This is a genomic window from Mesorhizobium sp. CNPSo 4671, assembly GCF_057784245.1.
Map to the genome: position 1 here is coordinate 1 of NZ_JBWLUW010000031.1, position 24,260 is coordinate 24,260.

General features: G+C 62.0%; 22 protein-coding genes and 1 tRNA gene. 3 read left to right on the top strand and 20 right to left on the bottom strand.

Features of this window, described 5'->3' with window-relative positions; genetic code table 11:
* The 4 genes from AC04SF_RS36180 to rpsL all read right to left on the bottom strand — a co-directional run.
* A partial coding sequence (locus AC04SF_RS36180) for a GTP-binding protein (RefSeq protein WP_232375805.1) occupies positions 1-149 on the bottom strand: 149 nt, incomplete at its 3' end.
* 67 nt (positions 150-216) lie between these two features.
* Positions 217-2,307 carry an elongation factor G gene (fusA, locus tag AC04SF_RS36185; RefSeq protein WP_095205311.1) on the bottom strand — a complete coding sequence of 697 codons (2,091 nt, stop codon included), beginning with the start codon at positions 2,305-2,307 and terminating at the stop codon, positions 217-219.
* Between the two features lie 29 nt (positions 2,308-2,336).
* Positions 2,337-2,807, bottom strand: coding sequence for a 30S ribosomal protein S7 (rpsG, locus tag AC04SF_RS36190; RefSeq protein WP_008875664.1), 471 nt, complete (start codon positions 2,805-2,807; stop codon positions 2,337-2,339).
* Between the two features lie 60 nt (positions 2,808-2,867).
* Positions 2,868-3,239, bottom strand: coding sequence for a 30S ribosomal protein S12 (gene rpsL / locus AC04SF_RS36195; protein ID WP_006333356.1), 372 nt, complete (start codon positions 3,237-3,239; stop codon positions 2,868-2,870).
* 473 nt (positions 3,240-3,712) lie between these two features.
* Here rpsL and AC04SF_RS36200 point away from each other — a divergent pair, with 473 nt between their 5' ends.
* The 3 genes from AC04SF_RS36200 (at position 3,713) to AC04SF_RS36210 (ending at position 6,139) form a co-directional block, all read left to right on the top strand.
* The gene (locus tag AC04SF_RS36200; protein ID WP_096445651.1) at positions 3,713-3,994 is read left to right on the top strand and encodes a transcriptional regulator; all 282 of its coding nucleotides are present in this window, start codon (positions 3,713-3,715) and stop codon (positions 3,992-3,994) included.
* A 16-nt stretch (positions 3,995-4,010) separates the two neighbouring features.
* Positions 4,011-5,123, top strand: a complete 1,113-nt coding sequence (locus tag AC04SF_RS36205) for a PLP-dependent cysteine synthase family protein (protein ID WP_488481700.1) — start codon at positions 4,011-4,013, stop codon at positions 5,121-5,123.
* A gap of 89 nt (positions 5,124-5,212) precedes the next feature.
* On the top strand, positions 5,213-6,139 hold the full coding sequence (locus AC04SF_RS36210) for a Gfo/Idh/MocA family protein (protein ID WP_488481701.1): 927 nt from the start codon (positions 5,213-5,215) through the stop codon (positions 6,137-6,139).
* Positions 6,140-6,232: 93 nt separating this feature from the next.
* On the opposite strand, the gene AC04SF_RS36215 is transcribed toward AC04SF_RS36210, so the two are convergent.
* From AC04SF_RS36215 to AC04SF_RS36290, 16 genes are all read right to left on the bottom strand, one after another.
* The gene (locus AC04SF_RS36215) at positions 6,233-7,366 is read right to left on the bottom strand and encodes a hypothetical protein (RefSeq protein ID WP_488481702.1); all 1,134 of its coding nucleotides are present in this window, start codon (positions 7,364-7,366) and stop codon (positions 6,233-6,235) included.
* Positions 7,367-7,691: 325 nt separating this feature from the next.
* Positions 7,692-8,357 (bottom strand): O-methyltransferase, encoded by a 666-nt coding sequence (locus AC04SF_RS36220; RefSeq protein WP_488481703.1) that lies wholly within the window; start codon positions 8,355-8,357, stop codon positions 7,692-7,694.
* A gap of 147 nt (positions 8,358-8,504) precedes the next feature.
* A complete protein-coding gene (gene rpoC, locus AC04SF_RS36225) occupies positions 8,505-12,701 on the bottom strand; it encodes a DNA-directed RNA polymerase subunit beta' (RefSeq protein ID WP_095205119.1) in 4,197 nt (1,398 codons plus the stop codon).
* 134 nt (positions 12,702-12,835) lie between these two features.
* Positions 12,836-16,972, bottom strand: a complete 4,137-nt coding sequence (gene rpoB / locus AC04SF_RS36230) for a DNA-directed RNA polymerase subunit beta (RefSeq protein WP_488481704.1) — start codon at positions 16,970-16,972, stop codon at positions 12,836-12,838.
* Between the two features lie 250 nt (positions 16,973-17,222).
* Positions 17,223-17,600, bottom strand: a complete 378-nt coding sequence (rplL, locus tag AC04SF_RS36235; protein ID WP_010909265.1) for a 50S ribosomal protein L7/L12 — start codon at positions 17,598-17,600, stop codon at positions 17,223-17,225.
* Between the two features lie 54 nt (positions 17,601-17,654).
* Positions 17,655-18,173 carry a 50S ribosomal protein L10 gene (gene rplJ / locus AC04SF_RS36240; protein WP_027055613.1) on the bottom strand — a complete coding sequence of 173 codons (519 nt, stop codon included), beginning with the start codon at positions 18,171-18,173 and terminating at the stop codon, positions 17,655-17,657.
* 375 nt (positions 18,174-18,548) lie between these two features.
* Positions 18,549-19,247: a 50S ribosomal protein L1 gene (rplA, locus tag AC04SF_RS36245; protein WP_010909263.1), complete on the bottom strand. Its 699-nt coding sequence runs from the start codon at positions 19,245-19,247 to the stop codon at positions 18,549-18,551.
* A gap of 4 nt (positions 19,248-19,251) precedes the next feature.
* A complete protein-coding gene (gene rplK / locus AC04SF_RS36250; RefSeq protein WP_010909262.1) occupies positions 19,252-19,680 on the bottom strand; it encodes a 50S ribosomal protein L11 in 429 nt (142 codons plus the stop codon).
* Between the two features lie 171 nt (positions 19,681-19,851).
* A complete protein-coding gene (gene nusG / locus AC04SF_RS36255; RefSeq protein ID WP_010909261.1) occupies positions 19,852-20,379 on the bottom strand; it encodes a transcription termination/antitermination protein NusG in 528 nt (175 codons plus the stop codon).
* Positions 20,380-20,407: 28 nt separating this feature from the next.
* On the bottom strand, positions 20,408-20,611 hold the full coding sequence (gene secE / locus AC04SF_RS36260) for a preprotein translocase subunit SecE (RefSeq protein WP_010909260.1): 204 nt from the start codon (positions 20,609-20,611) through the stop codon (positions 20,408-20,410).
* 364 nt (positions 20,612-20,975) lie between these two features.
* Positions 20,976-21,051: transfer RNA gene (locus tag AC04SF_RS36265), tRNA-Trp, on the bottom strand.
* Positions 21,052-21,130: 79 nt separating this feature from the next.
* Complete coding sequence (locus AC04SF_RS36270; protein WP_488481705.1) at positions 21,131-21,571, bottom strand: putative glycolipid-binding domain-containing protein; 441 nt, start codon at positions 21,569-21,571, stop codon at positions 21,131-21,133.
* Positions 21,532-21,681 carry a hypothetical protein gene (locus AC04SF_RS36275; RefSeq protein WP_488481708.1) on the bottom strand — a complete coding sequence of 50 codons (150 nt, stop codon included), beginning with the start codon at positions 21,679-21,681 and terminating at the stop codon, positions 21,532-21,534. The genes AC04SF_RS36270 and AC04SF_RS36275 overlap by 40 nt, the downstream gene beginning before the upstream one ends.
* A 27-nt stretch (positions 21,682-21,708) precedes the next feature.
* Positions 21,709-22,191, bottom strand: a complete 483-nt coding sequence (locus tag AC04SF_RS36280; RefSeq protein WP_488481706.1) for a group II truncated hemoglobin — start codon at positions 22,189-22,191, stop codon at positions 21,709-21,711.
* An 89-nt stretch (positions 22,192-22,280) separates the two neighbouring features.
* Entirely contained in the window at positions 22,281-23,942 is a 1,662-nt protein-coding gene (locus AC04SF_RS36285) for a COG3904 family protein (RefSeq protein ID WP_488481707.1), read from the bottom strand.
* 162 nt (positions 23,943-24,104) lie between these two features.
* The coding region (locus tag AC04SF_RS36290) for an EF-Tu C-terminal domain-related protein (protein WP_477242398.1) at positions 24,105-24,260 on the bottom strand (156 nt) is incomplete at its 5' end.

The window sequence follows — 24,260 nt, forward strand, 5'->3', positions numbered from 1 at the left end:
TCCGGCGCCGCATCGATCTGGTCGTAGCGCTTGTACTCGCCAAAATACTTCGTGATCGCCGCCGTCAGCGACGTCTTGCCATGGTCAACGTGACCAATCGTGCCGATGTTCACATGAGGCTTAGTGCGCTCGAATTTACCTTTTGCCATGTGATGTCTCCATTTCCTGCTCGCCCAAGCGGGCTTTGAATTGCGTTACCGCGACGGCTCTTTCGAGTTACGCGTATTTTTTCTGGACTTCCTGAGCGACCGCGGTCGGGACCGGCTCGTAGTGATCGAACTGCATCGTGTAAGCCGCGCGGCCCTGGCTCATCGAGCGCAGGTTGTCGACGTACTTGAACATGTTGGCGAGCGGCACCATCGCATTGATGACGACGGCCACGCCGCGTGCTTCCTGGCCCTGGATCTGGCCACGACGGCCGTTCAGGTCGCCGATGACGCTGCCGACGTAGTCTTCCGGCGTCACGACTTCGACCTTCATGATCGGCTCGAGCAACTGCACGCCAAGCTTGGGTGCGGCTTCACGGAAGCAGGCGCGGGACGCGATTTCGAAGGCCAGAACCGAGGAGTCGACGTCGTGGTAGGCGCCGTCGATCAGCGTCGCCCGGACGCCGATCATCGGGAAGCCCGCGAACGGACCAGCGCCCATGACGCTCTGGATGCCCTTTTCGACACCCGGAATGTATTCCTTCGGCACCGCGCCGCCGACGATCTTGGATTCGAAGACGAACTCTTCGCTCTCCGTGTTCGGCTCGAAGATAACTTTCACGCGGGCGAACTGGCCGGTACCGCCGGTCTGCTTCTTGTGCGTGTAGTCCTGCTCGTGCTTGCGGGTGATCGTCTCGCGATAGGCCACCTGCGGAGCGCCGACATTGGCTTCGACCTTGAACTCGCGACGCATGCGGTCGACGATGATGTCGAGATGCAGTTCGCCCATGCCGGAGATGATGGTCTGGCCGCTTTCCTCGTCGGTCTTGACGCGGAAGGACGGATCCTCGGCAGCCAGGCGATGAAGGGCGAGGCCCATCTTTTCTTGGTCGTTCTTGGTCTTCGGCTCGATGGCGATCTGGATCACCGGATCGGGGAATTCCATGCGCTCGAGGATCACCGGATGCAGCGGATCGCACAGCGTGTCGCCAGTGGTCGTGTCCTTGAGGCCAGCCAGGGCGACGATGTCGCCGGCGAAAGCTTCTTCGACGTCGGCGCGCGAATTCGCATGCATCTGCAGCATGCGGCCGATGCGCTCCTTCTTGCCCTTGACGGTGTTGTCGACCGAGATGCCCTTGGTCAGCTTGCCCGAATAGATGCGGGCAAAGGTCAGCGAACCGACGAACGGGTCGTTCATGATCTTGAAGGCGAGCATCGACAGCGGCTCGTCGTCGACGGCATGACGCTCGATCTCGGCGTCGGTCTTGGCATCGACACCTTTGATGGCGGGAACGTCGGCCGGCGACGGCAGGTATTCGACGACGGCGTCGAGCAGCGGCTGCACGCCCTTGTTCTTGAAGGCCGAGCCACAGAACATCGGGAAGAACTTGACTGCGATCGTGCCCTTACGGATCAGCGAACGGATCTCGTCATTGCCCGGCATCTTGCCTTCGAGGTAGTTCTCGAGGGCCGTCTCGTCCATTTCGACGGCGGCTTCGATCATCTTCTCGCGGTATTCCTCGGCACGAGCCTGAAGGTCGGCCGGGATCTCGACGACGTCCCAGGCAGCGCCCAGGGTCTCGTCACGCCAGACAAGCGCGTTCATCTCGACGAGGTCGACAACGCCCTTGAATTCGGTCTCGGCACCAATCGGCAGCTGCATGACGACAGCCTGCGCACCAAGGCGCGAGCCGATCATCTCGACCGAGCGGTAGAAGTCGGCGCCGATCTTGTCCATCTTGTTGCAGAAGATCATGCGCGGCACGCGATACTTGTCGGCCTGGCGCCAGACGGTTTCCGTCTGCGGCTCGACACCGGCGTTGGCGTCGAGCAGCGCAATGGCGCCGTCGAGCACGCGCAGCGAACGCTCGACTTCAATGGTGAAGTCGACGTGTCCGGGGGTGTCGATGATGTTGAAGCGGCGCATCTTGCCGTCACGGCCCTTCCAGAAGGTCGTGGTGGCGGCGGACGTGATGGTGATGCCGCGTTCCTGCTCCTGCTCCATCCAGTCCATGGTGGCAGCGCCGTCGTGCACTTCGCCGATCTTGTGCGACTTGCCCGTGTAATAGAGGACGCGCTCGGTGGTCGTCGTCTTGCCGGCGTCAATATGCGCCATGATACCGAAATTGCGGTAGTCTTCGATTTTGTATTCGCGGGCCATCGTAGCTGCCTCTCAGTCCTGTTCGCGCTTTACCAGCGGTAGTGTGCGAAAGCGCGGTTGGCTTCAGCCATCTTGTGGGTGTCTTCACGCTTCTTGACGGCGGTGCCGCGGTTGTTGGCCGCGTCCATCAGCTCGCCCGAGAGGCGGTCGACCATCGTGGTCTCGTTGCGGTTGCGGGCGGCAGCGATCAGCCAGCGGATGGCCAGCGCCTGGCGGCGCTCAGGACGCACGTCGACCGGAACCTGGTAGGTGGCACCGCCGACGCGACGCGAACGCACTTCCACATGCGGCGCGACATTGTCGAGCGCCTGATGGAAGACGGTGACCGGCTCCTGCTTGGTCTTCGACTGGACCTGGTCGAGCGCGCCGTAGACGATGGTCTCGGCGACCGACTTCTTGCCGTCATACATGACGGCGTTCATGAACTTGGTGACGATCAGATCACCGAACTTCGGATCCGGATTGATCTCACGCTTTTCTGCACTGTGACGACGCGACATGGCTTTTGTCTCTCAATCTCGTAGCCCGACGCATTCAAGCAGCGCCAGGGCCGGAAAATCTTACTTCGGACGCTTGGCGCCGTACTTCGAACGGCGCTGCTTGCGGTTCTTCACGCCCTGCGTGTCGAGCACGCCGCGGATGATGTGGTAGCGAACGCCCGGAAGATCCTTGACGCGGCCGCCGCGGATCATGACCACGGAGTGTTCCTGAAGGTTGTGACCTTCGCCGGGGATGTACCCGATCACTTCAAAACCATTGGTCAGGCGGATCTTGGCCACCTTGCGCAGCGCCGAGTTCGGCTTCTTCGGCGTCGTTGTATAGACGCGCGTGCAGACGCCCCGCTTCTGCGGGTTCTGCTGCATGGCCGGGACCTTGTTGCGCTTCACCGGCGCTATGCGCGGCTTGCGGATCAGCTGGTTGACGGTAGGCATTAAACCCTCTTGTCTCTCAATTCCGTGTCTCGCCCGGTCAGGGCCGCTCAAAGCGTCATTTCCATACGCAAATTCGGGCCATAAACCGCGCCTCGCGGTCTTGCCCGAACAAATGGCAGAGGAAGCGGAAGCCGCTTCGTGCACGCCGGAAATGTCTTTTCGCTCGTAAAACGAACCCTGTTTGAGACAAACTCCAAAGCGTGTCGCTTCGGAAGGGAGAGCCTCACATCGGTTCTGACTGGGCGGCTTCTACTCGTAAGCCCGCGAACCGTCAACCCCGGAGCGGCAAATATTGCATTGAAGCCGGGGCTTGGCAGCTATGCGAAAGGCGCATGTAATTTTCTTTCGCCGTTTTGCAAGGACGGAGAAGAAAGTGACCGGCTTTTGGCTGTCGCACGGCCCGGCTTCATGCGAAAAGTCCGCCTGAGCAGTCAAAATCCCCTCGCCCGCGCTTTGCCAGGAGGAATCAGCCCGTGAACGACAATGAAGAACGCCCGGTCACCATCATCACCGGCCGGGTGTGGAAGCGCAAAGGCGGCAAGGTAGAAGGCGTGCATGTGATGCTGGTTGCGCCCGACGACGATTCGGCGGTGCGCCGCGCCCTCGAATCGCTTGCGGCGGAAGGTTACGCCGAGGCCGAGCTCGACCAGATCGGCGATATGGACGGCGTGCCGGACGACGAGCCGCATCTGTCTGCCTATCAGGGCGCGCTCGAAGGCGAAGTGTCGATCGTCACCTTCGACGTGCCGATTTGAATCCAGGGCATAGATAATGGCTGGACCGAAAGCGGTTGGACCTGCATCCCGGGCCTGGGCCGACCGGGCGGTTGCCGCGATCGAGGCCGACCAGCACCGTTCGGCCGACACGCATCTCTGGAAACTCGACCTGCCGGCGCTGTCGGGCATCGACTTCTACCTCAAGGATGAGTCCACCCATCCGACCGGCAGCCTGAAGCACCGGCTGGCGCGTTCGCTGTTTCTCTATGCACTGTGCAATGGCCTGGTCCGCGAAGGCACCCCGGTGATCGAAGCGTCATCAGGCTCGACCGCGGTGTCGGAAGCGTATTTCGCCCGCATGATCGGCGTGCCGTTCTATGCGGTGATGCCCCGGTCGACGTCGCGCGAAAAGATCGCCGCGATCGAGCACTATGGCGGCAACTGCCATTTCATCGATGACGGCAGGCGCATCTATGCTGAGTCGGCCGAACTGACCGAACGGCTCGGCGGCCATTTCATGGACCAGTTCACCCATGCCGAACGCGCCACCGACTGGCGCGGCAACAACAACATCGCTGATTCCATCTTCGGACAGATGCGCGAGGAGCGGCATCCCATCCCAAGCTGGATCGTGATGAGTGCCGGGACGGGCGGCACCACGGCCACGATCGGCCGATACCTGCGCTACAGGCAGCACGCCTCGCGGCTGTCGGTGGCGGATGTCGAGCGCTCCGCCTTCTTCGAAGGCTTTGCCACGCACGATCGCGAGTGCCGCTGCGAGCAGCCGTCGCGCATCGAAGGCATTGGCCGGCCGCGCATGGAGCCGTCCTTCGTGCCAGGTGTCATCGATCACATGCTGCGGGTGCCGGATGCCGTATCGCTGGCGGCGATGCGGGTGTTGTCGCGCCGGCTCGGCCGCCGTGTCGGTGGTTCGACCGGCACCAACTTCATCGCCATGTGCTTTCAGGCGGCGCGCATGATCGAGCATGGCAAGACCGGTTCGCTGGTGACGCTGATCTGTGATTCCGGCGACCGCTATGCCAACACCTACTATTCCGATGAATGGCTGGCGGCCAACGGCCTCGACCCCTCGCCTTTCGAGCCAGCGATCGAGGCCTTTCTGGAGGGCGGAAAACTGACGGTGGAATTCGAGGAAAGCTGGGGCTGAGCTTTCGACCTCCACATGGCCGCTTCCAGCTTGCCCGGGGCAAGTGTTCTGATAGAAACGCTCACCATCATCAAACAGACGGAGCGGCCGTGTCCAAGCCCATCAAGATAGGCATCGTCGGCGTCGGCAAGATCGTCCGCGACCAGCACCTGCCGGCCCTGGCGAAAGACCGGGACTATCGGCTCATCGCGGCTGCCAGCAGGCACGGCAAGGTCGACGGCATCCCGAACTTCCCCACCATCGAGGCGATGCTCGACGCGGTGCCGGAGCTTGACGCCGTCTCGCTCTGCATGCCGCCGCAATTCCGTTACGATGCCGCGCGCACCGCGCTCGAGGCGAAGAAGCACGTCTTCCTGGAAAAGCCGCCGGGCGCCACGGTCAGCGAGGTCGAGGATCTAAAAGTGCTGGCCGCGAAAAACAGCGTCTCCTTGTTTGCCAGCTGGCATTCGCGCTATGCGCCGGCGGTGGAGGCCGCGCGCGGCTTCCTCGCATCGACCCGGATTCGGTCGGCAGCGATCGTCTGGAAAGAGGACGTGCGCCGCTGGCACCCGAACCAGGACTGGATCTGGGCCCCCGGCGGCTTTGGTGTCTTCGATCCCGGCATCAACGCGCTGTCGATCGCAACTCACATCCTGCCGGCCATGTTCATCACCTCGGCGGTGCTCGATTTTCCCGAAAACCGCGCTGCCCCGGTCGCGGCGCAAGTCACCTTCCGCACCTCGAACGGATTGCCGGTGACAATGGACCTCGACTGGCTGCAAACCGGACCGCAAAGCTGGGACATCCTGGCCGACACGGATGCCGGCAAGATGGTGCTTTCCGGCGGTGGCTCAAAGCTCGCCATCGACGGCCGTGTCGTCCATGAGGAGCCGGAAGCTGAATATCCCCAGCTCTACCGGCGCTTCGCCGAGATCGTGCGCGCCGGTGCCTCAGATGTCGATCTTGTGCCGCTGCAGCATGTCGCCGACGCCTTCATGCTCGGCAAGCGCAATGTGGTCGAGGCGTTTTTCGACTAGGCCGCCACGAAGAACGCCGCACTCGCGTCGTGCGGCGTTAATAGCTGAGGCGGTCGGGCGGCAAATTAGCGAATGGCTGCTTTGTCCGACAATTCATCTGAGGCATCCGGCCGATCGAGCATCGGTCTTCTGGACGAGAAGGAAAAGTCCTTTCCTCCCGTTGACCAACAAGGCTTGATTTTCGACGGGAAGCTGGAAGAGGTAGATGATGTTCCCCGCGATCTCGCGGCTCTGGTCGACAAGCTCCCACCCGTTGTCGGCATTCAAGGTGTAGAGACCATCTCTACCCGCGCTCGCCACCATGACGCCACCGGGAAACTCCACAGGCGCGCCATAGACTCCCTGGGGCAGGTTGATCGACATTTGCCTGTCGTGGATCCTGACCAATTTCGTGAGACGAGTCTCGACGCCTTGGAAGTTTTCTTCGGTGCTGGTTCCTTGCTGGGCCGGAGTTCGCGTCGGGTCGTTAGGAGGCCACGGCACGATAAGATTTTGCTCGTTCTGCTGCAGGAAGATTCTTCCGTCCGCCGTGACTCGCGCGGCCAGAAGGCCACCAAAACCTTCGTCGAAAATCGTCAGGTTGCCGTTGTCGTCCCTCGCATAGATAAAGCCGTAGGTGGCGAACAGAAGCAGCTTCAATTCGGGGAGGTCGAACACTCTCCCTGGCGTCTTCCCACCGACGTTCGTGTCCCAGTACAACTGTTCGACTTGCCCAGAGGCATGGAGAAGATAGAGGCCCGAGTTGTCCGATATGACCGTGCCACCGAGGCGGGCCACGTATGCCGCTGAAAAAGGCCTAACGAAAGGCTTTCCATCCGCCGCGTAGAGGCGCTCGAACTTGGCTTCACCTGGTCGAAGCCTGAAAACTCCGAGTTTCCAGTTCACGCAAATAACGTCTCCCGTCGACGTGTCAGAGGCGTACTGGTCTTGATAATGGTTGGGGAAATCGCCGCCGAACAGGACGTACGCCCCAGCGGCGTCGAGCGTCCAGACACCACCGCGGTTCAATGGGAAGATGATCGGGCGATCCAAACCACGCACGGCGACGACCTTGGATGTCAGCCGAAACGACTGGTAAAAGTCAACGTTGGTTGGTTCGCCGTTCTTGACTGGAATGAGACATAGCGGCGATGAGTTGCCGGCCAAGATACTGGCGGACATTGCCTGCGTTGGCAGCAAAGCCATGATGATGGCGGCAATGAAGGAGGCTTCTCGACGGCGGATCATTCTAACATCTCGGATCCTGCGGGGCGGCATCCGTCACGCTACACCGGCTGGCATCACACGCCATGGGCATAGTCTACTCATGGTTGATGCAAGGCGAATAGTCGAGGATCGCGCAACGAAAGCCCGGCATCAAAAAAAATGAGCGCGATCTACGCAGATGTCGACATGAGTGAACCAAGTTCCCGGGTGATATGGTTCGCTTGCAGGCGCTGGTCGAGCAAGGAAAAAGGCCGCCGGATCGCCCCGACGGCCCTGTTGCCCGAGATTTCTCCTGTCGTGCCAACCGCGCGGCTCGCAGCGTGGACTGCGATACACCGCGCGACCTTCACCTTACGATCGCAATGGCAAACCCATCATAACCCTTGGCGCCGACTGTCTGGATGGCAGTGCCATCCAGACGCTTGTCGCCGCCAATGAACGAGAATGCCGCCCGGGCGCCGACGACATTGGCGTCATGGCCACCCTTGTCGATCACTGCGCCATCACGGATGACATTGTCGCAGATGATCACGGTGCCCGGCCGCGAAAGCCGCATTGCCCAGGACAGATAGTTCGGGTTGTTCGGCTTGTCGGCGTCGATGAAGATGAGATCAAACGGTCCGGCATTTTCTGCGCCTAGCGCGGCCAGCGATTGAAGGGCCGGCCCGACCCGCAGTTCCACGCGTTCCAACACGCCTGCCCGTTCGAAATTCGACCGCGCGACGCCGGCGTGATGCGGGTCAAGTTCCAGCGTCACGACCTTGCCGTCCATGGGCAAGGCCCGCGCCATCCAGATCGTCGAATAGCCGCCCAGCGTGCCGATTTCGAGAACCTTCTTCGCGCCCTGAATGCGCGCCAGAAGCGAAAGCAGCTTGCCTTGCGCAGGCGAGACGTCGATCGCAGGCAGGCCCTGGTCACGATTGGCGGCCAGAACAGCGTCGAGTGCGGGATCTGCATCGAACAGGGCATCAACAATGTAGTCGTCGACAGCAGCCCAGGTCTTCTTGCTCATCGTTTTTCCTCAAATCCATTGAAAGCCAAAACGCGAAAAGAGCGCAGCTCGGGTTGTGGATCGGAAAGCTGCCATGAATACCAACAAACAAAAAGGCCGCCGGGTTGCCCCGACGGCCATGTTGCCTGAGATTTCTTGCCGCCGCGCTTACTGCGCGGCGGTTGTCATGTCGGCCAGCATCGGTTCGGCGACTTCCACACCGGAGGCCTTGCGGCGCTCGTCGATGATCAGTTCGTCGCGCGAGGTGGCGATGCGCCGGATCTGGCTCATCGTGCCGCCGGTACCGGCCGGGATCAGCCGGCCGACGATGACGTTTTCCTTCAAGCCCTGCAGCATGTCGGTCTTGCCGGCAACCGCGGCCTCCGTCAGCACCCTGGTCGTCTCCTGGAAGGAGGCGGCCGAGATGAAGGACGGCGTCTGCAGCGAGGCCTTGGTGATGCCGAGCAGCACCGGCTGACCTTCGGCCGGCTTCTTGCCGTCCTCGATCAGGCGCTCGTTGACCTCTTCCAGCTCGATCACGTCGACGTGGTCGCCCGGAATGTAGGTCGAGTCGCCCTGCGTGGTGATCTCGACCTTCTGCAGCATCTGGCGAACGATCACCTCGATGTGCTTGTCGTTGATCGACACGCCCTGCAGGCGGTAGACCTCCTGGATCTCGTTGACGAGGTAGGACGCAAGTGCCTCCACGCCCTTGATCGCCAGGATGTCGTGCGGCGCCGGATTGCCGTCGAGGATGTAGTCGCCCTTCTCGATGACGTCGCCGTCCTGGAGATGGAACGGCTTGCCCTTCGGGATCAGGTATTCGACCGGCTCCAGCGTCGAGTCATGCGGCTCGATGATGATGCGGCGCTTGTTCTTGTAGTCGCGGCCGAAGCGGATCGTGCCATCGATCTCGGCGATGATGGCGTGATCCTTCGGACGACGTGCCTCGAACAATTCGGCAACACGCGGCAGACCGCCGGTGATGTCCTTGGTCTTGGCGCTTTCCATCGGGATACGCGCCAGCACGTCGCCGGGACGAACCTGCGCACCCGGCTCGACCGAGAGAATGGCCTCGACCGAGAGCAGGAAGCGGGCATCGCCACCCTTCGACAGCTTGCCGACCTTGCCCTTGGCGTCCTGGACGGCGATCGCCGGCTTCAGATCGTTGCCGCGCGGCGTCGAACGCCAGTCGATGACCTCACGCTTGGTGATGCCGGTCGACTCGTCGGCCGTTTCCTGCACGGAAATGCCGTCGACCAGATCCTCGAACGCCACCTTGCCCTCGATTTCGGTGAGGATCGGGCGGGTGTAGGGATCCCACTCGGCGATACGCTGGCCGCGCTTCACCTTGTCGCCATCGTCCACGAAGATGCGCGAACCATAGGTGACACGGTGCGTGGCGCGCTCCTTGCCGGCTTCGTCGAGGATCAGCACCGCCATGTTGCGGCCCATGACCATCTGCTGGCCGTCGGAGTTGCGCACCACGTTGCGGTTGCGGATCTCGACCTTGCCCTCGTACGAGGCTTCAAGGAACGAGCTATCCACCACCTGCGCGGTACCGCCCATGTGGAAGGTACGCATGGTGAGCTGGGTGCCCGGCTCGCCGATCGACTGCGCCGCTATGACGCCGACGGCTTCGCCCTGGTTGACCGGGGTGCCGCGCGCCAGATCGCGTCCGTAGCAGACCGCGCAGACGCCGACCCTGACCTCGCAGGTCAGTGCCGAGCGGATGCGGACCGACTGGACGCCGGCCTTTTCGATCTGCTCCACGTCACGCTCGTCCATCAGCGTTCCGGCCTTGACCAGCAGGTCGCCGGTCACCGGATGGTTGATGTCGTCGAGCGCGGTGCGGCCCAGCACGCGCTGGCCTACCGAAGCGACAACCTGACCGGCATCGACGATCGGCTGCATGGTGAGGCCCTTGTCGGTGCCGCAATCCACGGAGTTGACGATGCAGTCCTGCGCCACGTCGACCAGACGGCGGGTGAGGTAACCCGAGTTCGCCGTCTTCAAGGCGGTGTCGGCCAGACCCTTGCGGGCGCCGTGGGTCGAGTTGAAGTACTCGAGCACGGTCAGGCCTTCCTTGAAGTTCGAGATGATCGGCGTCTCGATGATTTCACCCGACGGCTTGGCCATCAGGCCGCGCATGCCGGCGAGCTGACGCATCTGGGTGGGCGAGCCACGCGCACCGGAGTGCGACATCATATAGATCGAGTTCATCGGCTTCTGACGGCCATTGTCCTCGAACTCGACCGCCTTGATGCGGGCCATCATCTCGTCGGCGACCTTTTCCGAGCACTTGGCCCAGGCGTCGACGACCTTGTTGTACTTCTCGCCCTGCGTGATCAGGCCGTCATTGTACTGCTGCTCGTATTCCTTGGCCAAAGCCTCGGTGTCGGAGACCAGCTTGATCTTGGTATCCGGGATCAGCATGTCGTCCTTGCCGAACGAAATGCCGGCACGGCAGGCGTGAGCGAAACCGAGCGCCATGATGCGGTCGCAGAAAATGACCGTCTCCTTCTGGCCGCAATGGCGGTAGACGGTGTCGATCATCTTGGAGATGTTCTTCTTGGTCATCTCCTGGTTGGCGGTCTCGTAAGGCACGTTGACGTTCTTCGGCAGAAGCTCGCCGATGATCATGCGGCCAGGCGTGGTGTCATGGATCTTCGACACGACCTTGCCTTCGGCGTCGACCGTGCGGAAGCGGCCCTTGATCTTGGCGTGCAGGGTCACCGCCTTGGTCTCGAGCGCGTGCTGGAGCTCGCCCATGTCGGCAAACACCATGCCCTCGCCCGGCTCGTTCTGGTTGACGATCGAGAGATAGTAGAGACCGAGAACCATGTCCTGCGACGGCACGATGATCGGCGCGCCGGAAGCCGGGTGCAGGATGTTGTTGGTCGACATCATCAGCACGCGCGCTTCAAGCTGCGCTTCCAGCGACAGCGGCACGTGAACCGCCATCTGGTCGCCGTCGAAGTCGGCGTTGAAGGCCGTGCAGACCAGCGGGTGCAGCTGGATCGCCTTGCCTTCGATCAGGATCGGCTCGAACGCCTGGATGCCGAGGCGGTGCAGCGTCGGCGCACGGTTCAGCAGAACCGGGTGCTCGCGGATGACCTCGTCGAGAATATCCCAGACTTCCGGCCGCTCCTTCTCGACAAGCTTCTTCGCCTGCTTGACGGTCGAGGAGTAACCCTTGGCGTCGAGACGGGCGTAGATGAAGGGCTTGAACAGTTCGAGCGCCATCTTCTTCGGCAGGCCGCACTGGTGCAGCTTGAGCTCCGGACCGGTGACGATGACCGAGCGACCGGAATAGTCGACGCGCTTGCCGAGCAGGTTCTGACGGAACCGGCCCTGCTTGCCCTTCAGCATGTCGGACAGCGACTTCAGCGGACGCTTGTTGGCGCCGGTGATGACGCGGCCGCGACGGCCGTTGTCGAACAATGCGTCGACGGCTTCCTGCAGCATGCGCTTTTCATTGCGCACGATGATGCCGGGGGCGCGCAGCTCGATCAGCCGCTTCAGACGGTTGTTGCGGTTGATGACGCGGCGATAGAGATCGTTCAGGTCGGACGTGGCGAAACGTCCACCATCCAGGGGAACCAGCGGGCGCAGGTCCGGCGGGATCACCGGGACCACCTTCATGATCATCCATTCCGGACGGTTGCCGGATTCCATGAAGTTCTCGACGACCTTGAGCCGCTTCAGATACTTCTTCTGCTTCAGCTCGGACGTGGTCGAAGCCAGCTCCGAACGCAGGTCGCCGGCGATCTTCTCCAGGTCCATGCCGGCCAGAAGGTCATGAATGGCCTCGGCGCCGATCATGGCAGTGAAGCTATCCTCGCCATACTCGTCGACGGCGATCATGTACTCTTCCTCGCTGAGCAGCTGGTGCTCCTTCAGCGCGGTGAGGCCAGGCTCGGTGACGATGTAGTTCTCGAAGTAGAGGACCCGCTCGATGTCCTTCAGGGTCATGTCGAGCAGCGTGCCGATGCGCGAGGGCAGCGACTTCAGGAACCAGATGTGGGCAACAGGAGCGGCGAGCTCGATATGCCCCATGCGCTCGCGGCGGACGCGCGACAGCGTGACTTCGACGCCGCACTTCTCGCAGATGACGCCCTTGTACTTCATGCGCTTGTACTTGCCGCACAGGCACTCATAGTCCTTGATCGGGCCAAAAATGCGCGCGCAGAACAGACCGTCACGCTCCGGCTTGAAGGTGCGGTAGTTGATGGTCTCCGGCTTCTTGATCTCGCCGAACGACCAGGACAGAATCTTCTCAGGGCTGGCCAGTGAGATCCGGATGGAATCGAACACCTGCGCAGGCGCCTGCGGATTGAAGAGATTCATGACCTCTTGGTTCATGCCGTTCTCCTTTTCGGGGTCCTCGAAAACCCCTTGCATCTAACGCGGACCAAACGCCCGCCGTCTTTGTCGGCCACTGGCCGTCGAATTCGATAGGCGCGTCGCTGGCTTCCGCGACGCGCCGTGTCTTCGTCTTATTCGGCTGCGTCGGGCAGCCGGACAGGGTTGTCGTCGAGCTTGGTGTTCTCCAGCTCGACATTGAGGCCGAGAGACCGCATTTCCTTGACGAGCACGTTGAAGCTCTCCGGGATGCCGGCCTCGAACGTGTCGTCGCCGCGCACGATCGCCTCGTAGACCTTGGTGCGGCCGGCGACGTCGTCCGACTTCACCGTCAGCATTTCCTGCAGCGTGTAGGCGGCGCCATAAGCTTCCAGAGCCCAGACCTCCATTTCGCCGAAGCGCTGACCACCGAACTGCGCCTTGCCGCCCAGCGGCTGCTGGGTGACGAGTGAGTACGGACCGATCGAACGCGCGTGGATCTTGTCGTCCACCAGGTGGTGAAGCTTGAGCATATAGATATAGCCCATCGTCACCTTGCGATCGAACGGCTCGCCCGTGCGTCCGTCATAGAGCTGCGACTGACCGCTGGTGTGCAGGCCCGCCTGCTCCAGCATGATGTTGATGTCAGCCTCGTGCGCACCGTCGAACACCGGGGTCGCGATCGAGACGCCGCGGCGCATCTGCTCGCTCAGGCGAACAATGCTCTCGTCGTCATATTCGCGAACCGGCTCGTTGCGGTCATTGGCCGGCATGAAGCTCTCGAGCGTCTTGCGCAGCGGCTTGATGTCGCCAGCCGCCTTGTACGTGTCGATCAGCTCGCCAATCTTCTTGCCCATGCCGGCGCATGCCCAGCCCAGATGCGTTTCCAGGATCTGGCCGACATTCATGCGGCTCGGCACACCCAGCGGGTTGAGCACGATGTCTGCATGCGTGCCGTCCTCGAGGAAAGGCATGTCCTCGACCGGAACGATGCGCGACACGACACCCTTGTTGCCGTGACGGCCGGCCATCTTGTCGCCCGGCTGCATCTTGCGCTTCACCGCCACGAAGACCTTGACCATCTTCATGACGCCCGGAGGCATTTCGTCGCCGCGCTGGACCTTCTCGACCTTGTCCATGAAGCGCTGTTCGAGCGCCTTCTTGGAGTCGTCGTACTGGCCACGCAGGGCTTCCAGTTCGCTCTGGAGCTTTTCGTTCTCCACGGCAAACTGCCACCACTGCGAACGCGGATACTCGTCGAGCGTGTCCTTGGACAGCGTCGAGCCCTTCTTGAAGCCCTTCGGCCCAGCGATCGCTTCCTTGCCGACGAGCACGTCGGAAAGACGCGCGTAGACGTTGCGGTCCAGGATGGCCTGCTCGTCGTCACGGTCCTTGGCGAGGCGTTCGATCTCCTCGCGCTCGATCGCCATGGCGCGCTCGTCCTTCTCCACACCGTGGCGATTGAACACGCGCACCTCGACGACGGTGCCGAAAGTGCCCGGAGGCATACGCATCGAAGTGTCGCGGACGTCGGAAGCCTTTTCGCCGAAGATGGCGCGCAGAAGCTTCTCCTCCGGCGTCATCGGGCTCTCACCCTTCGGCGTGATCTTGCCGACCAGAATGTCGCCCGGCTGCACTTCCGCACCGATATAGACGATGCCGGCTTCGTCGAGGTTCTTCAGCGCTTCTTCCGAAACGTTCGGAATGTCGCGCGTGATTTCCTCCGGACCGAGCTTGGTATCGCGCGCCATGACCTCGAACTCCTCGATATGGATCGAGGTGAAGACGTCGTCGGCGACAATGCGCTCGGACAAGAGGATCGAGTCCTCGTAGTTGTAGCCGTTCCACGGCATGAACGCGACCAGCACGTTGCGGCCGAGCGCCAGATCACCGAGCTCGGTCGACGGACCGTCGGCGATGATGTCACCCTTGTTGACCCGGTCACCCATGCGCACCAGCGGACGCTGGTTGATGCAGGTGTTCTGGTTCGAACGCTGGAACTTCATCAGCCGGTAGATATCGACGCCGGACTTGCCCGGATCGAGATCTTCCGTCGCGCGGATAACGATACGCGTCGCATCCACCTGGTCGACGATGCCGCCGCGGCGGGCGCCGATGGCGGCGCCCGAGTCACGGGCAACGATCGGCTCCATGCCGGTGCCGACAAACGGCGCCTCGGCGCGCACCAGCGGCACGGCCTGACGCTGCATGTTGGAACCCATCAGCGCACGGTTGGCGTCGTCGTTTTCCAGGAACGGGATCAGGGCCGCGGCCACCGACACCATCTGCTTGGGCGACACGTCCATCAGGTCGACGTTTTCGCGCGGCGCCATCATCACTTCGCCGGCGCTGCGGCAAATGACGAACTCGTCGACGAAGCCGCCATTCTTGTCGAGCTCGGCGTTGGCCTGCGCGACATGGTGCTTGGCTTCTTCCATCGCCGAGAGATAGACGACGTCATTGGTCAGCTTGCCATCGACGATCTTGCGGTACGGGCTTTCGATGAAACCGTACTTGTTGACGCGTGCGAAGGTGGCCAGCGAGTTGATCAGACCGATATTCGGGCCTTCCGGCGTCTCGATTGGGCAGATACGGCCGTAATGCGTCGGGTGCACGTCGCGCACTTCGAAGCCGGCGCGCTCGCGGGTCAGACCGCCCGGTCCAAGCGCCGACAGACGGCGCTTGTGGGTGATCTCCGACAGCGGGTTGGTCTGGTCCATGAACTGCGACAGCTGCGAGGAACCGAAGAACTCGCGCACGGCGGCGGCCGCCGGCTTGGCGTTGATCAGGTCCTGCGGCATCACCGTGTCGATCTCGATCGAGGACATACGCTCCTTGATCGCGCGCTCCATGCGCAGCAGGCCGACGCGGTACTGGTTCTCCATCAGCTCGCCGACAGAACGCACGCGGCGGTTGCCGAGATTGTCGATGTCGTCGATCTCGCCCTTGCCGTCGCGCAGTTCGACCAGCGTCTTGACCACGGCCAGTATGTCTTCCTTGCGCAGAACGCGCACGGTGTCCTCGGCCTTGAGCTCGAGGCGCATGTTCATCTTGACGCGGCCGACAGCCGACAGGTCGTAGCGCTCGCTGTCGAAGAACAGCGAGTTGAACATGGCTTCGGCGGTCTCGAGCGTCGGCGGCTCGCCCGGGCGCATGACACGATAGATGTCGAACAGCGCGTCCTGGCGGCTCTCGTTCTTGTCGACGTTGAGCGTGTTGCGGATGTAGGCGCCGACATTGACGTGGTCGATGTCGAGAACCTTGATTTCCTGCTCACCGGTGCCAAGCAGCACCTTGAGCGTCTTTTCGTCGATCTCGTCGCCGGCTTCGAGGAAGATCTCGCCGGTGGCGTAGTTGACGATGTCCTCCGCCAAATAGTTGCCGAGCAGATCCTCGTCAGTCGCCTTGATCGCCTTCAGGCCCTTTTCGCCGAGCTGACGCGCCTGGCGGGCGGTGATCTTCTTACCGGCTTCGACAACGATCTCGCCCGTATCGGCGTCGACCAGGTCGCCGACGGCCTTGAGGCCGCGGAAACGCTCGACGTTGAACGGAATGCGCCAGTGGTCGCCGGCGCGCACATAGGTGATCTTGTTGTAGAAGGTCGACAGGATCTCCTCGCCATCCATGCCGAGCGCCATCAGCAGCGACGTCACCGGAATCTTGCGGCGGCGGTCGATGCGGGCGTGCACGACGTCCTTGGAATCGAACTCGATGTCGAGCCACGAGCCGCGATAGGGAATGACGCGCGCGGCAAACAGAAGCTTGCCCGACGAGTGCGACTTGCCCTTGTCATGGTCGAAGAAGACGCCCGGCGAACGGTGCATCTGCGAGACGATGACGCGCTCGGTGCCGTTGACGATGAAGGTGCCGTTCAAGGTCATGAGCGGCATGTCGCCCATGTAGACGTCCTGCTCCTTGATGTCCTTGATCGACTTGGCGCCGGTATCCTCGTCGATATCGAACACGATGAGGCGCAGCGTCACCTTCAGTGGCGCGGCATAGGTCAGGTCGCGCTGACGGCACTCGTCAACGTCGAATTTCGGTCCTTCGAACTCGTACTTCACGAACTCCAGCATCGAGGAGCCGGAAAAATCGGAGATCGGGAAGACCGACTTGAAAACAGCCTGCAGTCCCTCGTCCGGACGGCCGCCCTTGGGCTCGTCCACCATCAGGAACTGGTCATAGGATGCCTTCTGAACCTCGATCAGGTTCGGCATCTCCGCAACTTCCGGAATCTTTCCGAAGAACTTGCGTACGCGTCTGCGGCCATTGAAAGTCTGGGTCTGGGCCATCGTCGCTCCTTAGCTCTAAACTCGGGACGGACCTCGCCGCGGTCCGCCTTGCATACCGAGCCGCCTGGGCGGCGGCTCTCTGTCTGTTCTCCGGTCGCCTTTCGGCGGCCGGCTAAAACGGGAGAAAACCCGTTTCCTGAAGGCCGGTTGCGGCCCTCAGGAAAGAGGTTCTCGTACATCTCGCGCTACGCGTCCTCCCTCCAAGCGAAGGGAGTGGCGGACGGCGCGAGGCCGCCCGCCGCTTTTACGCTTACTTCAGGTCGACCTTGGCGCCGGCTGCTTCCAGCTGGGCCTTGAACTTGTCAGCGTCGGCCTTGGAAACGCCTTCCTTGACCGGCTTCGGAGCCGCTTCGACCAGGTCCTTGGCTTCCTTGAGGCCAAGGCCGGTGATGGCGCGGACTTCCTTGATGACGTTGATCTTCTGAGCGCCAGCGTCGGTGAGGACGACGTCGAATTCCGTCTTTTCCTCGGCCGGAGCAGCAGCAGCGGCAGCGCCGCCGGCAGCGGCAACCGCCACCGGAGCAGCAGCCGAAACGCCCCACTTTTCTTCCAGAAGCTTCGACAGCTCGGCCGCCTCGAGGACGGTCAGCTTCGAAAGGTCGTCTACGATCTTTGCGAGATCAGCCATTGTTGTATTCCTTCGTTAGGTTCGAACGTGTGTTTTTGATAGCGAGGAACGGCCTCATGCCGCCTCGTCCTTCCGGGCGTAAGCGCCGATGACGCGCGCGACCGAGGCCGCTGGCGCATTGACGATCTGGGCGATCCGGGTTGCCGGCGTGGCGATCATGCCAACCAGCCTGGCGCGCAGCTCATCGAGCGACGGAAGTGTGGCGAGTGCCTTCACACCGTCGGCATTGAGCGAGGTGGTGCCCATTGCGCCGCCGAGAATGATCAACTTGTCATTCCCCTTGGCGAAATCGGACGCGACCTTCGGCGCCGCAATCGGATCCTCCGAATAGGCGATCAGCGTCTGTCCCTTGAACAGGTCGATGATCGATGCGGAGTCCGTGCCCTGAAGAGCGATTTTGGCGAGACGGTTCTTCGCGACTTTAACGGTGCCACCGGCAGCGCGCATTTTCGACCGAAGGTCGTTCATTTGCGCGACGGTGATACCGGCATAGTGGGCCACGACGACTGAACCTGCGTTTCCGAACGCTTCGTTCAGGCCCGTGACGAGTTCGCGCTTTTCCGCTCTGTCCACTGCCTATCTCCAGTTGACCCCTGCCCTAATACGAGGACAGGCGTCGGGTTGCCTTTTGCCGGCCGGGCCATCCAGTAACGGATCTCCCGAACGACGCTCGAGGATCCTGCCCCCTTTCGCCACACCGACGGCCAAGCCAACGATGCGCAGACAAAAGGCAAACACGGTTCGAACCTTTCATTGGAGCACTTGCTCCGTTGTCCGGTCTTCACCCGTCTCATGCAGGCCCAATTGAATTAAGGCTTTTGGGCCGCCTGCAATCTCGGACAGGATGTCCGGAAGCCTTTCGACTTCCGGCACCGGGCCCAGGATAAATCCAAGGCCCGGAATTCAGTCACGGATCAGCCTTCCAGCGGCCGATCCAAATGGTTTTAATCAGGACGCTGCGAGCGTCGAGACGTCGAGCTTGAGGCCCGGGCCCATCGTCGAGGTGACCGACACCTTCTTGACGTAGTTGCCCTTGGCGCCAGCCGGCTTTGCCTTGGTCACCGCATCGGCGAAGGCACGGATGTTCTCTTCCAGCGCCTTGACGTCGAACGAGACCTTGCCGACGCCGGCATGAACGATGCCGGCCTTCTCGACGCGGAACTCGACAGCGCCGCCCTTCGATGCCTTGACGGCAGCGGCGACGTCGGTGGTGACGGTGCCGACCTTCGGATTCGGCATCATGCCGCGCGGGCCGAGCACCTTACCGAGACGGCCGACCAGCGGCATCATGTCCGGCGTGGCGATGCAGCGATCGAAATCGATCGTGCCCTTCTGGACGATGTCGACCAGGTCCTCCGCGCCGACGATGTCGGCGCCGGCGGCCTTGGCTTCCTCGGCCTTGTCGCCACGGGCGAACACGGCGACGCGAACCGAGCGGCCGGTGCCGTTCGGCAGGTTGACCACGCCGCGGACCATCTGGTCGGCATGACGCGGGTCGACGCCGAGGTTCATGGCGACTTCGACGGTCTCGTCGAACTTGACCGAGGAACGGTCCTTGAGCAGCTTCAGCGCTTCACCCAGGGCGTAAGCCTTGTTGGGATCGATGCCTTCGCGGGTCTTCGATACACGCTTTGCAATCTTTGCCATGATCTCAGCCCACCACTTCCAGACCCATCGAGCGGGCGGAGCCCTCGACCATGCGCATGGCCGCCTCGACGTCGTTTGCGTTCAGATCCTTCATCTTGGCGGTCGCGATTTCGCGCACCTTGTCGCGCGAAACGGTGCCAGCCTTGACCTTGCCCGGCTCCTTCGAGCCCGACTTCAGGTTCGCGGCCTTCTTCAGGAAATAGCTCACCGGCGGCGTCTTCATGACGAAGGTGAACGACTTGTCCTGATAGTAGGTGATGACGACCGGAACCGGCGATCCCTTTTCCATTTCCTGGGTCTGCGCGTTGAACGCCTTGCAGAACTCCATGATGTTGATGCCACGCTGACCAAGCGCCGGGCCGATCGGGGGCGACGGCGTAGCCGAACCCGCGGAGACCTGAAGCTTGAGCTGGCCTGCAATTTTCTTAGCCATCTCTTTTCCTGCCTTTGTCTATGCCGGCCCCATCTCGGGAAACACCGGCGGTTGCAGTCTGGTGGTGCGGTTCGCGCGGCCGGCTAAAGCCACATTCGCCTCCCACCGTTCTCAGGCCATGCGTTTCCGCACCGCCTCCCCTGATCGCCAGACGGCATCAGGGATTTCGGATCAGCCCTTTTCGACCTGTCCGAATTCCAGATCGACAGGCACGGCGCGCCCGAAGATCGAAACTTCCACCTTGAGCCGCGCCCGCTCCTCGTCCACTTCCTGAACGAAACCGTTGAACGACGCGAAAGGACCATCCGAGACGCGGATCGCCTCGCCGATCTCGAACGTGACCGACGGCTTCGGCCGCTCGACGCCTTCCTGCACCTGGTTCAGGATGCGCTGCGCCTCCGCCTCGGTGATTGGCACCGGCTTGGAGTCGCCGAGAAAGCCGGTGACCTTCGGCGTGTTCTTGACCAGCGAGAAAACGGCATCGGTCAAATTGGCCTTCAGGAGCACGTAGCCCGGGAAGAACTTGCGCTCGGCATCGACCTTGCGGCCACGACGAACCTCGACCACCTTCTCGGTCGGCACCACGATCTGCTCGATATCGGCGGACAGGCCCTTCTGCTTGGCCTTGTTCTCGATATCCTCAGCGACCTTCTTTTCAAAGTTCGAATAAGCGTGGACGATGTACCAGCGCGCAGCCATTTTTTAGACTTCTCCGTAGTCGCCGGACTTAGCGTCCAATGCCCAGAATCTGTTCGATCGCGAGGCCCATCAACTGATCGGCGCTAAAGAAAAAGATCATCGCAATCACAGCGAAGGCCAGAACCATCACCGTCGAGATCATCGTTTCGCGCCGCGACGGCCAAGTCACCTTGGCGGTCTCCGAGCGAACCTGCTGGAGAAAGACGAAAGGATTTGTGGTTTTCGAAGCCATATGCCGCTCTGTCTTCAAGACCCGTTGGCCGGGTCCTCTGGATGATCCCGCTGGCCGGGACGTGCCGCCTGAGCCCAGTCTCGCGCCGAATCAGCGCAATCATTTCGCCCATGCAAATCAGACGCGTAAAGCCGGCTTCCCAGCTCCACGCGTCGCGTGTCTGTTCTGTCTACATAAAACCGATTCTTGATCCACGCAAGTGGCAAGTGTCCGCTTTATGACCAAACGCCGCCTCGGAACCATCCAGTCGTTCCGTCCCGGCTATGGCGCTCTTATGCCCCAATCAGGCTAATATGGCAAGCGTGTCGCCGATTTTCAAAGGGCGGTCCGCGGAAATGTCGTTTCAGATGGCCATTTCAAGAAATGGCACGGGCAGCAGGGCTCGAACCTACGACCTGCGGTTTTGGAGACCGCCGCTCTACCAACTGAGCTATGCCCGTATCGCGCGCTCGGCGCAGCAGGGGCTTCCTAAAAGCTTCCGCGCTGTCTGTAAAGAGTGGTTTGCATGCAAACGCGCCTTCATCCCCTTTGCCAGAAATCGGGATAGGCGATGACCAGCCCGTCACGGTCGATCTCGACTTCGCGCTTGAAGTCACTGGCGCGCGATTCATAGAGATATTGCCTGGCTTCCTTGAGGCATGTGTAGCGCTGCGGGTTGCTGACGACCGTGAGCGCGGGGAATTCGATGAAGGCGGTGGTGATCTCGGCACTCTGCCCGGAGGAAAGCCGCAAGCGGCGGATCGGCAACGTGTTGGTGAACGGGGTAACGGTGAGATCAGGGTCGATCACGCCCTCCAGTTCAGGCACCGGCAGGCCGTCCAGGAGCCAGTGGCCTTCGCCGTCGGCGGCAAGGACAAGGGTCCGCCCGCTGCCGATCATGTCGACCGTGACACGCCTGGCGTGCCAATTCGCGTCGCATTCTATGCGATAGCGGGCGGCGAAAGGGGGTGACCGGAGCAAATGACGACGGAGTCGGCCAGGACCTCCCCTGCCCGCTGGCGCAGTTCAAGATGCTCGATACCGGGGCCGTCCCACTCGCGCCAGCGCACGATCTTGAAATCTTCCGACATGGTCCTGCACTCCGGTGCGGCTGGAAGCTACTTTGTTTCCGGCGGCGTGTACGGTCCGCCGGGCACGCCCCAGCCCCAGGCTGGCATCGGCTCGGTCTCGGGATCGCAGGTCTCGCCGAGATTGGAATTCATCTTGGCCAGCCGCGATCCCCATTCGACATAGCCCATGAAGGCCGAGCGGAATTCGGGATCGTCGGGCAAGCCGACCTCGTCGGCCGCGTCGGCGAGCAGGTTGATCCAGCGGCGGCGCTGCTCCTCCGTCAAATGCTTGCCCAGATGATGCATGACCATCTCGCGGTGGCCGCCGAACTTCTCGCTGTAGGTCTTCGGTCCGCCGAAGACTTCGCCAATGAAGGCGGCGACATGGGCGGGATGGTCCGGCGACATGGTCTTGAATACCGGGCCGACGACCGGGTCCTTTGCCACCTTGTCATAAAAGGTCTGCGTCAGCCGGTTCAGGGCGTCGCTGCCGCCGGCCCATTCGTAGAGTGTCGGAACATCTTTGCGCATGGCGGTAACCTGTCCTCGATCGCCGCAGACGGTAGCGGAAACATCCGGCCGATCTCAACCTGCCTCGATGGCCAGTTCAACATATCGCGCTAAAGTTTGGCCGGCATGTCGGCTTCGGCGTTGGCGGACGGCACGATCCGGCAATTGTCCGGCCTCGGAGCCGACCTGCATATGGTGGCCCCCGTCAGTTCGTCGGCAGACTGTGGCCCGGTCGCCAGCCCGAATTTCAGTATCGCCTGCTGATAGAGCTGCCGTTTGGCTGAGGAAAGCTGTATGGCGTCGAACAGGCCGGGGCCGATCGCCATCTCCTCGAAATACGCCTTGACCTTGTCCCCAAGCCCAACGGAACTCACGCTGAGGCGCACTGCCGGCCCGATGAGGCGCCTGACGCCACCGGCAACCATGATCGGACAGGCCGAAGCACATTCGCCCTCGGCTTCGATGGTGAGCCCGGTGTGCACGCCATCCTTGGCCAAACACTCCGCCGAGGGATCACAATCCACGAAATCCGTATGGGCGACAACGACGTCGAGCTTGCGTTCCCGGATCAGCCTGCCCGTGGTAAGCGCGCCCTCGATATCGCCGCCTTGCGAGCTGATCACGATCGGCAGCCGCCGGCCGGCGATGGCATCGAGCGCCTGCCGAAGCTTTTCGGGCGTCTGCGCGGTGATCGAGCCCTCCGCCGAGATCCATTCCGGACAGTCGGGATTGCACAGCGGGTTGCTGCCGCGGACAAGCACGAAGCGCATGTCTGCCTGTTTCGGCGCCGTGGCCTCGGCCGGCGCGATGGGAGCGGGTTTTGCCTGGGCGGTCGGGAGATTGGCCGGCGTCGCCTCTTGGCCCGTTGGTATCTCCCGGCAGTTCGCCGGCATCGGATTTGCCTTGCAGATGGTTGCAGCGGTGAAAAGCTCGACGGCGTCGAGGGAGGTGACGAGGTTCATGTGGAGCATGTTTTCGAGAACCAGCTGATGGATTTCGCTGGCCGGCGTGTTCTTCATCGTGATGAACACGCCTTCGCCTATCCCCATCTCCTGCAAATAGGCCGAAAGCTTCTTCTCGACCGCCTTGCTCATTTCGTAGGTCTTGTAACTGCCCGCATTCTTGCGGCTGACGATTTTGGAGCTGATGATCTTCTTCTTGCCGTTCACGATCCGGTAGGTGGTTCGGTACAGCAGCTTCTCGCGCTTGTAGGTGGTGGTGACCTGGTGGACACCGAGATAGGCAAACTCCCCGACCACGCGTCGGACACCGCCGGAAAACATCAGCGGGCAAGCGGAATTGCACATGGCGCCGTCGTCATAGGCCATGCCGAAATAGTCGGCGCCCTTGCCCTGGTTGTCCCTGCAATTCTTCATCTCCGGCTCGCAGCCGGAAAACACCGTCGTGCCGACGGCGATGTCGAGCTGAGCCTTGCGGATCATCTGGCCAAGCGTCACCGCCGCATCGACATTGCCGCCAGGGGAATTGACGACCACCGGCAATTGCCGGCCCTTGAGCGCCTTGAGCGTACGCTTGAGCAGCGCCGGCGTGCCCGCCTCGATCGTGCCTTCCGCCGATATCCATTCCGGACAATTGGGCTCGCAGCCCGGTGCATTGCTGCGCACGACGGCGAACCGCATCGGCGGGATGTCCAGCGACTGCTCCTGGCAGTGCGCCGCCGCGACAGACAGCACCATGGCAATCAAAAGCGCAAGACCAGCCAGCGCGTGCGACCACCATGCCTTCCCATCGAAACAGCGCCCTGGAACCACTCTTCGGCAAGCTCCCGCAATGCAACCTATACTAGTTGGCGTGATGGCGCTTGCAACAGCTTTGAGGGCTGACGCCGCTCGCAGGCCGCGCAGTGGCGAAAACAAAAAAGGGCGGCCCGAAGACCGCCCTTTTCTTGTCGATCCGGCTAATGCCGGTCTCGATTATTCCTTGATGGTGACGACGATGCCGGCACCGACGGTGCGGCCGCCTTCACGGATGGCGAAGCGCAGCTTCTCTTCCATGGCGATCGGCACGATCAGCTCGACATCGACGGTGATGTTGTCGCCAGGCATCACCATCTCGGTGCCAGCCGGCAG

What these genes read in the sequence shown, in the direction of transcription:
- fusA (WP_095205311.1), bottom strand. Translation starts at nt 2,307, where the DNA reads ATGGCCCGCGAATACAAAATCGAAGACTACCGCAATTTCGGTATCATG.
- rpsG (WP_008875664.1), bottom strand. Translation starts at nt 2,807, where the DNA reads ATGTCGCGTCGTCACAGTGCAGAAAAGCGTGAGATCAATCCGGATCCG.
- rpsL (WP_006333356.1), bottom strand. Translation starts at nt 3,239, where the DNA reads ATGCCTACCGTCAACCAGCTGATCCGCAAGCCGCGCATAGCGCCGGTG.
- AC04SF_RS36205 (WP_488481700.1), top strand. Translation starts at nt 4,011, where the DNA reads ATGGCTGGACCGAAAGCGGTTGGACCTGCATCCCGGGCCTGGGCCGAC.
- AC04SF_RS36215 (WP_488481702.1), bottom strand. Translation starts at nt 7,366, where the DNA reads ATGATCCGCCGTCGAGAAGCCTCCTTCATTGCCGCCATCATCATGGCT.
- AC04SF_RS36220 (WP_488481703.1), bottom strand. Translation starts at nt 8,357, where the DNA reads ATGAGCAAGAAGACCTGGGCTGCTGTCGACGACTACATTGTTGATGCC.
- rpoC (WP_095205119.1), bottom strand. Translation starts at nt 12,701, where the DNA reads ATGAACCAAGAGGTCATGAATCTCTTCAATCCGCAGGCGCCTGCGCAG.
- rpoB (WP_488481704.1), bottom strand. Translation starts at nt 16,972, where the DNA reads ATGGCCCAGACCCAGACTTTCAATGGCCGCAGACGCGTACGCAAGTTC.
- rplL (WP_010909265.1), bottom strand. Translation starts at nt 17,600, where the DNA reads ATGGCTGATCTCGCAAAGATCGTAGACGACCTTTCGAAGCTGACCGTC.
- rplA (WP_010909263.1), bottom strand. Translation starts at nt 19,247, where the DNA reads ATGGCAAAGATTGCAAAGCGTGTATCGAAGACCCGCGAAGGCATCGAT.
- rplK (WP_010909262.1), bottom strand. Translation starts at nt 19,680, where the DNA reads ATGGCTAAGAAAATTGCAGGCCAGCTCAAGCTTCAGGTCTCCGCGGGT.
- nusG (WP_010909261.1), bottom strand. Translation starts at nt 20,379, where the DNA reads ATGGCTGCGCGCTGGTACATCGTCCACGCTTATTCGAACTTTGAAAAG.
- secE (WP_010909260.1), bottom strand. Translation starts at nt 20,611, where the DNA reads ATGGCTTCGAAAACCACAAATCCTTTCGTCTTTCTCCAGCAGGTTCGC.
- AC04SF_RS36275 (WP_488481708.1), bottom strand. Translation starts at nt 21,681, where the DNA reads ATGTCGGAAGATTTCAAGATCGTGCGCTGGCGCGAGTGGGACGGCCCC.
- AC04SF_RS36280 (WP_488481706.1), bottom strand. Translation starts at nt 22,191, where the DNA reads ATGCGCAAAGATGTTCCGACACTCTACGAATGGGCCGGCGGCAGCGAC.